Below are 11,530 nucleotides of genomic sequence, written 5' to 3'. Positions count from 1 at the left end.
GGGCAGCCGCAGATGGGCCCGCGGGACGACAGCGTCGGTACCCGCGGCCGATCCGACGGTCGTCGTCCATCCCTAGCGTGGAGGGATGAAGAAGTTCCTCCGCATCGTCCTCACCGGGATCGCAGCGCTCGTCGCGCTCGTGCTCGCCGGGCTCCTCACGACCACTATCGTCAACACCGCCGCATCGGCTGCTGAAGCCACGCGCATCGAGGAGTACGGGCAGCGGGTCGAGGTCGACGGCAAACGCATGAACGTGTCGGTGATGGGGGACGGAGACCAGACGATCGTCCTCCTGCCCGGCTTCGGCACCGGTTCGCCCGTGCTCGACTTCTCGCCGCTCGTCGGCGAGCTCTCGTCGTCGTACCGGGTGGTCGTCGTCGAGCCCTTCGGCTACGGGCTCAGCGACCAGACCGACGTGCCGCGGACGACCGAGAACATCGTCTCGGAGATCCACGAGGCGGTCGCCGGGCTGGGCATCGACCGGTACGTGTTGATGGGGCACTCCATCGCCGGGATCTATGCACTGGACTACGTCGAGCGGTTCCGCGACGAGGTGACGGCGTTCGTCGGCATCGACAGCAGCGTGCCCGATCAGCCGGGCATGGACGCCGCGCTGCCGGTCGACGCCCTGCGTGCTGCGAAGGCGCTCGGCATCACCCGGGTCGTCACGGCGCTGTCGGGCGACCCGTACCCGGATCCGCCGTACGACCAGCACACGCGTGAGCAGCTCGGGATGATCTCGCTGCGCAACACCTCGAGTGCGACGTCCTCGGACGAGATGTCGCGCATCGCGGCGAACTTCCGTGCGGCGAAGGGGAAGACCTTCCCGGCAGACCTCCCGGTGCTGCTCTTCGCCCAGCGGGACAACCCGACGGTGGAGGGGTGGCTGCCGCTCCATGAGGAGCAGGCTGCGAGCGTCGACCGAGGCGAGGTCGTGCCGCTCGACGCCGACCACTACCTGCACCACACGAAGTCCCGCGAGATCGCGGCGGACGTCGACCGCTTCCTCACGACTCCAGGCGTCGGGTAGCCGGTCGCCGGGCCCGGCCGTCGGCCTGCGGACGGACGTATGCTGGTGCCCACCACCCCGTCGAGTCGGAGGAACCCATGGCGACCAGCATCCGGACGAAGCAGGAGCCGAAGGTGGTCGTGGCCGACGCCGTGGCCCGGCTCCGACAGACCTTCGACCGCGGCACCACGAAGCCCGTCGCCTGGCGGCTCCGCCAGCTCCGTGCGCTGAAGCAACTGCTCCTCGAACGCGGCGGCGAACTCGAGCGGGCGCTGGTGTCCGACCTGGGCAAGAGCGGCACCGAGGCGCAGATCACCGAGATCGGCCTCCTCGTCGGCGAGATCGATCACACGCTGAAGCACCTCAAGCGCTGGGTGCGGCCCCGACGCGTCGCGGTGCCGCTCACCCTCGCCCCGGCGTCTGCATCGGTCGTGGCGGAACCCGTCGGCGTCGTCCTCGTCATCGGCCCGTGGAACTATCCGGTCCAGCTCTGCATCGGTCCCGTCATCGGGGCGCTCGCCGCCGGTGACGCCGTCCTGCTGAAGCCGAGCGAGCTCGCCCCCGCCACGAGCGCCGCACTCGCGCGCCTCCTCCCGGAGTACCTCGACGACCGTGCCGTCGCGGTCGTCGAGGGCGATGCGGAGGTCGCCACCGCCCTCCTCGCCGAGCGGTTCGACCACATCTTCTACACGGGTGGCGCCGCCGTGGGCAAGGTCGTCGCCCGAGCCGCGGCGGAGCATCTGACCCCGATCACCCTGGAACTCGGCGGGAAGTCGCCGGTGTACGTCGACGACACCGTGGACCTCGCGGACGCGGCCCGCCGGATCGTCTGGGGCAAGCTCATGAACGCCGGCCAGACCTGTGTCGCCCCCGACTACCTGCTCGCGACGCGGTCGGTCGCCGATCGGCTGGTCCCGTACCTGCGCGACGCGATCGCGGAGCTCTACGGCCCGGACCCCGCCGGCAGTGCCGACTACGGCCGCATCATCTCCGACAGGCACTTCGCCCGGGTCAGCGGTCTGCTCGACGGTCTCGAACCGGCCCTGGGCGGAGGGGTCGACGCCTCGGAGCGGTACATCGCCCCGACGGTCGTGAACGGCGTCGACGCTTCGGCGTCGATCATGCAGGAGGAGATCTTCGGTCCGATCCTGCCGATCCTCCACGTGTCCGGCCTCGAACAGGCCATCGCGCACATCCGGGCGGGGGAGAAGCCGCTCGCGCTCTACGTCTTCAGCGACGACCGCGCCACGCGGAAGCGGTTCACGCGCGACACCTCCTCGGGCGCGTTGGCGTTCGGCGTGCCGGCCGCGCACCTCCTCGTGCCGGGTCTGCCGTTCGGCGGTGTCGGGGCCAGCGGAATGGGCGCGTATCACGGTCGCCATTCCTTCGACACGTTCAGTCACGCGAAGGCGGTGTTCTCCAAGCCGCTGTCCCCGGACACGCTGTCGCTCGTCTACCCGCCCTTCACCGAAGCGCGCGACAGGATCGCGCGACTGATCTCGAAGACCGGCAGCACCGACGACCGCCGCCCGTGGGGAGCCCGTCGGTGAGCAGCGAGCCCGTCGGCGACACCTCCGCTGAGCGCCTCGTCGACGCCATGCGGCAGATCCGCGACCGTTGCGTCTGGACGCAGGGCATCGACCACGACCTGCTCGTGCCGTACCTCATCGAGGAGAGCTACGAGCTCGTCGAAGCGGTCGAGGCCGGGACGCGCGACGAGCTCGTCGAGGAACTCGGCGACGTGCTGTGGCAGGTCGTCTTCCATGCGGAGATCGCGTCCCGTGACGCCGATGCGCCGTTCGACTTCGACGACGTCGCCGAGGCCGTCACCCGCAAGATGGTCCACCGTCACCCACACGTGTTCGGCGACGAAGCAGCGCCGACCCCGGAGGACGTGGTGCGCGTCTGGAACGCTGCGAAGGCTGAGGAGAAGGCGAAGCGCCGCAGCGCGCTCGAGGGGATCCCGCAGGGGATGCCGTCGCTCGCCCTCGCCGACAAGGTGCTGGGCAGGGCCGTGCCGCTCGGGGTGGGCCCGACGGTCGACGCTGATGTCGTGGACGACGAGGACGCCCTGGGGGAGCAGCTCCTCGCCGTCGTCGCCGCAGCACGGGCGAACGGGCTCGACGCGGAACGGGCGCTCCGGGGTGCCGTCCGTCGGTTGAGCGCGCGGGTGCAGGACGCCGAGCGTCCGGTGGCGTCCCCGACCGACGGCTGAGCGAGGGTTCGCCGGGCGCCTGCTCACGGTGCCGGTTCCCCGGCATGCCAGAATTGGGGCATGGCAGCTCCAGTGAACCCGCCGCGCGGTATGCGCGATTTCCTCCCCGCCGACAAGGCCCGTCGGGAGCACGCGCTGGGCACCATCCGTCGGGTCTTCACCGCGCACGGTTTCGACGAGATCGAGACGCCGGTGGTGGAGGAGTACGACCGGCTGCACTCCGGGCTCGGCGGCGACAACGAGAAGATGGCGTTCAACATCCTCCGGCGCAAGCTCACCCCGGAGGCCATCGTGGCCGCGGCGGACAACCAGACCGAACTCACCGACCTCGGCCTGCGCTTCGACCTCACCGTGCCGCTCGCCCGGTTCTACGCGACGCACCGGGCCGAGCTCCCGCCGGTGTTCCGCTCGATCCAGATCGCTCCGGTCTGGCGCGGCGAACGGCCGCAGCAGGGCCGCTACCGCCAGTTCGTGCAGTGCGACATCGACATCATCGGAGAGTCGTCGAACCTCGCCGAGACCGAGCTCATCATCGCGACCCTCGGTGCCCTCGCGGAGCTCGGCGTCACCGGCTGCAGCGTGCGGATCAACGACCGCCGACTCCTCATCGGCATGCTCGAGTCGCTGGGCTTCCCTGCCGACGAGCACGCGCAGGTGCTCATCACGATCGACAAGCTCGACAAGATCGGTCAGCAGGGCGTGGTGGCCGAACTGCGCGACCGCGGGGTCGACGCCACCGCCGTCGACGCACTCGAGGCCTTCTTCTCCCGTCCGCAGACGATGGAGTTCAACACCTTCGGCGAGCGGGCGATCCGCAAGGCGCTGCCGCTCGGTGCGGACGACGCCGTCGTCGCGGAGCTCGACGCACTCGGGAAGGCCGTCGCCGCGGCCACCTCCCTCCAGGGTCAGCCGGCCGACCCCTTCGCGAACCCGCTCGTGTTCGATCCCTTCCTGGTGCGGGGCATGGGGTACTACACGGGCGCCATCTTCGAGATCGCGCACCCCGACCTCGGGTACTCGCTCGGCGGCGGCGGTCGCTACGACGGCATGATCGGGCGCTTCCTCGGCCAGGACGTGCCGGCGGTCGGGTTCTCGATCGGCTTCGAGCGCATCGTCGACCTCATCGAGCTCCCCGCAGGTGCGGCCGCGGATGCCGTCGTGCTCGTGCACGACCGCGACGTGCCTCCCGTGACGCTGGTGGCGTTGAAGGCCAAGCTCGTCGCCCAGGGGCGTCGGGTGCGCCTCGAAGCCCGCGTGAAGAACCTCAGGGCCCTCCTCGACCGCGTGTCGGCAGCCGGCTTCGGAGCCTTCGCGTTCGTCTCGGCCGACTCGACCCTCGAGTCGCTCGAGTTCAAAGCGCTCGACTGACGATTCCCGCACCCGCTTCCCGCTCCTCGGCGCGCTTCCGAGCCGCTGCCCAGCTCGTCGGTGCAGGATGGAGCATTCGGCCGGATCCCCTCCCACGAGCGATCCGTCCGCTCTGCCCCCGATCGAAGAACTGGTTCCCCCGATGAGCGTCATGGCCCCTGCAGCGCGCCCGCAGCGCGCCCCGGAGTCGACCGGCTCTCCGCGCCGCCGGGTGAGCCTCGTGCGGCGCCGGGCGACCACGCTCGCGTTGGCGGTCGGTGTGCCGCTCGCCCTGCTGACGGCCGCCCACGCCCTCGTCCCCGACATCCTCGGCCTCGGACTCGTCTGGGACAACGCCCTGCCGTGGACGTGGGTCGTGCTGCCGGTGCTCTTCCTCGTCCTCCTCGTCGCCCGCACGCCGGGCGCCGTCATCGGTCTCCTCGCGCCGACCCTCGTCTGGGCCTTCCTGTTCGGCCCCGGCGTCGTCCCCATGGGTGACGCACGTTCGGCGGTCCCGGCCGAGGCCTCCCTCACGGTCGCCAGCCAGAACCTCGGGCCGCAGGGCGATCCCGCGGTCATCGCGGCTTCCCTCCAGGCGAGTGGGGCGGATCTCATCGCGCTCCAGGAGATCGAAGACCATGACCGCGAACCGCTCGCCGCGACGCTCGACGAGCAGTACCCGTACTCCGTGCTCACGGGGACGGTGGGACTCTGGAGCCGCTATCCGATCGCCGACTCGGTCGGGCTGAAGCTCGGCCTCGACTGGTATCGGGCGATCAACGCCGTCGTCGACACCCCGTCCGGAGCCGTGAGCGTCTACGTGATCCACGCCGACTCCGCGCGTCCGGGTGCGCACGCCGAACGGGACGTGATGCTCGCGGAATTGGCCGACACCGTCGCGGCGAACACCCGTGATCGGATCGTCGTCATGGGCGACTTCAACGCCTCCGCCTCCGACCGGGCGCTCGCCGCACTCCAGAGCGAGGTGTCGGAGCCCAACCAGAGCGAGGGCGGCTTCGGACTCACCTGGCCGGCCGGGACACCGCTCATGCGACTCGACCACGTCTTCGTCCGCGGCATGACTGCGACCCACAACGCCGTCGGCGACGCCGAGGGCAGCGACCACCACGGCATCGTGTCGAGCTTCCGGCTCGACCGCTGACCGCGCGCCTCGGGCGACGATCAGCGGCTCTGCGCCCGTTCAGCCGATGTCACTAGACTGAGCGCGGGCGGCCGTCGTACCCGTCCCACGTCCCAATCCCCACAAGGAGAACATCAGTGGCACTCATCGAGGCAGTAGGCGCTCGCGAAATTCTCGACTCCCGAGGCAACCCGACCGTCGAGGTCGAGGTGCTCCTGGAAGACGGCACGGTCAGCCGTGCAGCAGTCCCGTCCGGCGCATCGACCGGTGCGTTCGAAGCGTACGAGCTGCGTGACGGCGATGCCGCGCGTTACCTCGGCAAGGGTGTCGAGAAGGCGGTCGACGCCGTCCTCGACGAGATCGGCCCGGCACTCGAGGGCATCGAGGCGGACGACCAGCGCCTCGTCGACCACACCATGATCGAGCTCGACGGCACCGAGAACAAGAGCCGCCTGGGCGCGAACGCGATCCTCGGTGCGAGCCTCGCGGTCGCCCGTGCCGCTGCGGACTCCGCAGACCTGTCGCTCTACCGCTACGTCGGCGGCGCCAACGCCCACGTCCTCCCGGTCCCGATGATGAACATCATCAACGGTGGCTCGCACGCCGACACCGGCGTCGACATCCAGGAGTTCATGATCCTTCCGATCGGCGCTCCGAGCTTCCGTGAGGCGCTCCGCTGGGGCACCGAGACGTACCACACGCTCAAGGGCCTGCTGAAGTCGAAGGGCTTCGCGACCGGCCTCGGCGACGAGGGTGGCTTCGCCCCCGACTTCGAGCACAACCGTGCGGCCCTCGACTTCATCGTCGAGGCCATCGAGAAGGCAGGCTTCACGGTCGGCACCGACATCGCGCTCGGCCTCGACGTCGCCTCCAGCGAGTTCTACAAGGAGGGCGCGTACCAGTTCGAGGGCAAGGCGCTCAACAGCACCGAAATGACCGCGTACTACGCCGACCTCGTCGCGAACTACCCCCTCATCACCATCGAGGACCCGCTGGCCGAGGACGACTGGGCGGGCTACGCCCACCTCACCCCCGAGCTGGGCTCCAAGGTCCAGATCGTCGGCGACGACCTGTTCGTCACGAACCCGAAGCGTCTCGCCGACGGCATCGCCAAGGGTGCGGCGAACTCGCTGCTCGTCAAGGTCAACCAGATCGGGACGCTCACCGAGACGCTCGACGCGGTCTCCCTCGCGCAGCGCTCCGGCTACACGACGATCCTGTCGCACCGCTCCGGCGAGACCGAGGACACCACGATCGCCGACCTCGCGGTCGCCACGAACGCGGGCCAGATCAAGACCGGTGCGCCTGCGCGCAGCGAGCGGGTCGCGAAGTACAATCAGTTGCTGAGGATCGAAGAGGAGCTGGGCCAGGCAGCCGTCTACGCCGGCCGCAGCGCCTTCCCCCGGTTCACCGCCTAAGCATCGTCACCTGAAGGCTCTCAGGGGTGCCGATCGGCACCCCTGAGAGCCTTCGTCGTGTGCGGGAGGCGCCTGTGAAGAAGCCATCGATGCCGGCCGGCGGCGAGTCGAAGCCCACGCCGTCCGGCAGCGGAGCATCGTCCGCCTCGTCCTCCGGCTCGTCGAAGCAGCGACCGGCGTCGAAGCCCCGGTCGAGCTCCGCGGACGCCTCCTCCAAGCGCGCCTCCTCGTCGTCCAAGCGCCCGACGGGAGCCACCGCGAAGCCCGCACGCTCCGCAGGCACAGCCCCGCGGTCGACGACGAAGGCCCCGCGATCCGCGTCGGCCGGTTCCTCCGCACCGCGCTCCCGGACCGGCTCGACACGGACCGCCCCGGCACGTCAGTCGGACGCCGGCGGCTGGTTGCGGAGTCTGCGACTGTCTGGCTTCAGCGTCCTGCTCCTCGGGATCCTCGTGCTCGGGGTCGTCGTCCTCGCGCCGAACCTCAAGACCTTCCTCGAGCAGCGGCAGCAGATCGCCGCGCTGGAGGCCGGTGTCGCCGACACCCAGAAGAAGGTGGACGCGCAGCAGGCCGAACGCGAGCGCTGGAACGACCAGAGCTACGTCATGACGCAGGCGCGCGACCGCCTGTTCTACGCCCTGCCCGGCGAGGTCAGCTACATCATCATCAACGACGTCGACCCGGCCTCGTTGCCCACCACCGAGACACCCGTGAGCGACACGCTCGTCGACTCGCAGTCCGACTGGCTCGACGGTCTGCTGTCCTCGCTCGTCGCCACCGGCTACTCGCCGGCCCCGGCCGCGACCGAGACCCCTGCTCCCACGCAGACGACGCCTCCCGCCGGCGGCTGACGTCCGGACCCAGTGGTGAACCCGGCGATAATGGAACCATGAGCACCCCTCCCTTCGTTCCCGTCTCCGAGCGCGACGTCGAGATCGTGTCGGCGCAACTGGGACGCCCGGCTCGAAACGTCGTCGGCATCGCGGCGCGCTGTGTCTGCGGCGCCCCGACGGTCGTCTCCACCGCTCCTCGCCTGGCCGACGGCACGCCGTTCCCCACGTTCTACTACCTGACCCACCCGGCCGCCACGGCCGCGGTCTCCTCGCTCGAGGCGACCCAGGTGATGAACGAGTACAACGAGCTCCTGGCCGAGGACGAAGCGGTCCGCGCCGACTACGCCACCGCACACACGGCCTACCTCGCCGACCGCACCTCCATCGCCGAGGTCGCCGAGATCGACGGGATCTCCGCCGGCGGTATGCCGGTGCGGGTCAAGTGCCTCCACGCGCTCGTCGGCCACGCCCTTGCGGCTGGTCCGGGCGTCAACCCCATCGGCGACCTCGCGCTCGACCGCGCGAGCTGGAGCCCCGAGGTGTGCGCATGCGCGGACGGCCAGGCGGGGCAGGGATAGGCCCCGCACGCGACGGGGGTCGCCTGTGGGGGAGTGACGGACCGCGACGCGGAGACCGTCGTCGTCCGCGCGGCCTCCGAGGTGCGCTGTCGGCGCTGTCCGCGGTGCTCCTGGCGTTCCTGCTCGTGGGGACGCAGGCGCTCCCGGCGTCGGCGGACACCGTGCGCGACATGCAGTACTGGCTCGGCGACTACGGCTTCACGACGGCGTGGGAGACGACGAAGGGCGCCGGTGTCACCGTCGCCGTGATCGACACCGGCATCGCGAGCGGGCCGGCGGAGTTGACCGGTGCGGTCGCGGGTGGCGTCGACGTCTCCGGGCTCGGGAGTCCCGACGGACGGACACCGGTGGGCTCCGAGGGGAGCGAGCACGGGACGTTGGTCGCCTCGATGATCGCCGGACGTGGTCGCACGGGCGGTGCCGGGGTCATCGGTGTGGCGCCAGAGGCGCGCCTGCTCTCCGTCTCGGTCGGATTCGGCTCCGACGGGTCGGCCGTCGTCCCCTGGGACGACCAGATCGCGACCGCCGTCCGGTGGGCGGTGGACAACGGCGCCGACGTCATCAACATGTCGCTGACGCGCAACAGCCTCGACTGGCCGACGAGCTGGGACGACGCCTTCCTCTACGCCTTCTCGCACGACGTCGTCGTGGTGGCTGCAGCGGGCAACCGAGGGAGCGGGACGGTCGAGGTCGGTGCTCCGGCGACGATCCCGGGTGTGCTGACCGTCGCCGGTGTCGACCGCGAGGGGTCGGCGAGCTTCGACGCCTCGAGCCAGGGCATCACGATCGCCGTCGCTGCACCGAGCGAGCAACTCGTCGGGGTGACGCCAGCCGGGTCCTACGTGCAGTGGCAGGGGACGAGCGGGGCGGCACCGATCGTCTCCGGACTCGTGGCCCTCGTCCGCTCCGCCTGGCCGGAGCTCAGCGCCGCCGACGCCATCAAGCGTGTGACGGCCACGGCGAAGCAGGTGGGCGACTCCGCGCAGAGCCCCATCTACGGTGCCGGTCTCATCGACGCTGCGAAGGCGGTCAGCGGTTCCGTCGGTCCGGCGGCGACCTCGCCGGAGCAGCAGTTGTCCGACTGGATCACGCTCTACCGACGGGCGCCGCAGGTCCCCGATCCCGATCCGGGTGCTGAGCAGCCGTCGCCGACACCGGAGCCGGTACCCCCGGCGATCCCGGAGAACGAGGCCGTCGAGGTGCGCGCCAACCCGTTCCTCCCGACGCCGAGCACCCTGCTCTACGGGTCGCTGCCACTGGCGCTCCTCCTCGGAACTGGTAGCCTGGTCACGCTCGGTGTCATAGGCGCTACCAGGCATTTCAAGCGGGTGCTGCAGAAGTAGTACTCTGTTCCGATATTCTCAGACACTCATCTGAACCAATCGTCTTGACGTAGGAGATCGTTCGCCGTGCCCAAAATTCTGATCGTCGGTGGTGGTTACGCCGGGTTCTACACCGCATGGAAGCTCGAGAAGCAGCTTCGTCGTGGTGAAGCCGAAGTCACCATGGTCGACCCGCTGCCCTACATGACCTACCAGCCCTTCCTGCCGGAGGTCGCCGCCGGTTCCATCGAGCCGCGTCACGCGGTCGTCTCGCCGCGTCGCCACCTGAAGCACACGAACGTGATCACCGCCAAGGTCACGGGTATCAACCACGCCGAGAAGAAGGCGACCATCACGCCTGAGGTCGGTGAGCCCTGGGAGGTCGACTACGACATCATCGTCGTCACCGCCGGAGCCGTCTCCCGCACCTTCCCGATCCCCGGTGTCGCCGACACCGCGATCGGTCTCAAGACCATCGAAGAGGCCGTCGCGATCCGCGACCGCGTGCTCTCCAACTTCGACAAGGCCGCGAACCTGCCGGCCGGGCCCGAGCGCGACCGCCTCCTGACCTTCACGGTCGTCGGTGGCGGCTTCGCCGGTATCGAGGTCTTCGCCGAGCTGCGTTCGTTCGCGAGCTCGCTGCTGAAGTTCTACCCGCAGCTCTCCTTCGAGGACACGCACTTCCACCTCATCGAGGCCATGGGTCGCATCATGCCCGAGGTCAAGATCGAGACGAGCCACTGGGTCCTCAAGAACCTGGCCGAGCGCGGCGCACTCGTGCACCTCGACACCCAGCTGCAGTCGGCTGTCGACGGCAAGATCGAGCTCTCGACCGGTGAGTCGTTCGAGTCCGACCTCATCGTCTGGACCGCTGGCGTCATGGCGAACCCGGGCGTCGTCCGCGGTGGCGACCTCCCCGTCGAGGAGCGCGGCCGCATCAAGACCCGCGCCGACCTCCGCGTCGGCACCGACGACGACATCGTCGAGGGTGCTTGGGCAGCCGGCGACGTCTCCGCCGTCCCCGACCTCAGCGGTGGTGGCGTCGGTGGCTTCTGCGTGCCGAACGCTCAGCACGCCGTCCGTCAGGGCAAGCTGCTCGCGAAGAACATCACCGCGGTCCTCCGTGGCGAGGAGCCGAAGAACTACTTCCACAAGAACATGGGTGCGGTCGCCGGTCTCGGCATCGGCGTCGGCGTCTTCCAGTCCGGCAACCTCGCGATCAAGGGCCTCCCGGCCTGGTTCGCGCACCGTGGGTACCACGGGCTGGCCATGCCGAGCTTCGAGCGCAAGTTCCGCGTGTTCGGTGGCTGGTGGAACAACTTCTGGCTGGGACGCGACATCGTCTCCCTGTCGGCCGTGCAGAACCCGCGCGAGGCCTTCGAGACCTTCGCGTCGCGCCCGAAGCCCCCGGCAGACGCTGCGGCCCCCGCAGCAGCTCCGGCGGCTCCCGCAGCGGCTGAGAAGCCCGCTCGCAAGGCTCCCGTGAAGCGCAAGCCGAAGGCCGCCCCGGCCGAGGCCGCAGCGCCCGCCGCCGAGGCTCCTGCCGGCACGGGCGCCCCCACCGGTGCCGACGACGAGCAGGCCTACGCGACGCCTGCTGAGGAAGTCAGCGCGAACAAGTAGTCCGGTCCCGAGCCCAGCGCTCCGTTCCTCGAGAGGCGCATGTC

10 protein-coding genes are annotated in these 11,530 nt (G+C 70.0%); all 10 read left to right on the top strand.

Annotated features, from left to right (window positions below; all coding sequences use genetic code 11):
• The first annotated feature begins 85 nt into the window (after positions 1–85).
• Positions 86–1,030: an alpha/beta fold hydrolase gene (locus tag ITJ62_RS10875; protein WP_194601881.1), complete on the top strand. Its 945-nt coding sequence runs from the start codon at positions 86–88 to the stop codon at positions 1,028–1,030.
• A 77-nt stretch (positions 1,031–1,107) separates the two neighbouring features.
• On the top strand, positions 1,108–2,559 hold the full coding sequence (locus tag ITJ62_RS10870; protein WP_194601879.1) for an aldehyde dehydrogenase family protein: 1,452 nt from the start codon (positions 1,108–1,110) through the stop codon (positions 2,557–2,559).
• Positions 2,556–3,224 (top strand): MazG family protein, encoded by a 669-nt coding sequence (locus ITJ62_RS10865; protein WP_370581894.1) that lies wholly within the window; start codon positions 2,556–2,558, stop codon positions 3,222–3,224. The genes ITJ62_RS10870 and ITJ62_RS10865 overlap by 4 nt, the downstream gene beginning before the upstream one ends.
• Before the next feature lie 60 nt (positions 3,225–3,284).
• On the top strand, positions 3,285–4,592 hold the full coding sequence (gene hisS / locus ITJ62_RS10860; RefSeq protein WP_194601876.1) for a histidine--tRNA ligase: 1,308 nt from the start codon (positions 3,285–3,287) through the stop codon (positions 4,590–4,592).
• Between the two features lie 151 nt (positions 4,593–4,743).
• Positions 4,744–5,733 (top strand): endonuclease/exonuclease/phosphatase family protein, encoded by a 990-nt coding sequence (locus ITJ62_RS10855; protein ID WP_194601873.1) that lies wholly within the window; start codon positions 4,744–4,746, stop codon positions 5,731–5,733.
• A gap of 116 nt (positions 5,734–5,849) precedes the next feature.
• Complete coding sequence (eno, locus tag ITJ62_RS10850; protein ID WP_085510462.1) at positions 5,850–7,130, top strand: phosphopyruvate hydratase; 1,281 nt, start codon at positions 5,850–5,852, stop codon at positions 7,128–7,130.
• Positions 7,131–7,204: 74 nt separating this feature from the next.
• Positions 7,205–7,981: a septum formation initiator family protein gene (locus tag ITJ62_RS10845; RefSeq protein ID WP_194601870.1), complete on the top strand. Its 777-nt coding sequence runs from the start codon at positions 7,205–7,207 to the stop codon at positions 7,979–7,981.
• Between the two features lie 38 nt (positions 7,982–8,019).
• Positions 8,020–8,541, top strand: a complete 522-nt coding sequence (locus ITJ62_RS10840; RefSeq protein ID WP_194601867.1) for a DUF501 domain-containing protein — start codon at positions 8,020–8,022, stop codon at positions 8,539–8,541.
• A 104-nt stretch (positions 8,542–8,645) separates the two neighbouring features.
• The gene (locus ITJ62_RS10835) at positions 8,646–9,884 is read left to right on the top strand and encodes a S8 family serine peptidase (protein WP_370581893.1); all 1,239 of its coding nucleotides are present in this window, start codon (positions 8,646–8,648) and stop codon (positions 9,882–9,884) included.
• Positions 9,885–9,950: 66 nt separating this feature from the next.
• The gene (locus ITJ62_RS10830) at positions 9,951–11,486 is read left to right on the top strand and encodes an NAD(P)/FAD-dependent oxidoreductase (RefSeq protein WP_194601861.1); all 1,536 of its coding nucleotides are present in this window, start codon (positions 9,951–9,953) and stop codon (positions 11,484–11,486) included.
• Positions 11,487–11,530 lie beyond the last annotated feature (44 nt).

The sequence above is a fragment of the Plantibacter sp. VKM Ac-2876 genome (assembly GCF_015350715.1).
GTDB lineage: Bacteria > Actinomycetota > Actinomycetes > Actinomycetales > Microbacteriaceae > Plantibacter > Plantibacter auratus.
This window is presented reverse-complemented; position numbering and strand designations above follow the sequence as displayed.

Bases quoted from the DNA above. Each gene is read 5' to 3' on its own strand.
- ITJ62_RS10875 (WP_194601881.1), top strand. From the start codon at position 86: ATGAAGAAGTTCCTCCGCATCGTCCTCACCGGGATCGCAGCGCTCGTC.
- ITJ62_RS10870 (WP_194601879.1), top strand. From the start codon at position 1,108: ATGGCGACCAGCATCCGGACGAAGCAGGAGCCGAAGGTGGTCGTGGCC.
- hisS (WP_194601876.1), top strand. From the start codon at position 3,285: ATGGCAGCTCCAGTGAACCCGCCGCGCGGTATGCGCGATTTCCTCCCC.
- ITJ62_RS10855 (WP_194601873.1), top strand. From the start codon at position 4,744: ATGGCCCCTGCAGCGCGCCCGCAGCGCGCCCCGGAGTCGACCGGCTCT.
- ITJ62_RS10840 (WP_194601867.1), top strand. From the start codon at position 8,020: ATGAGCACCCCTCCCTTCGTTCCCGTCTCCGAGCGCGACGTCGAGATC.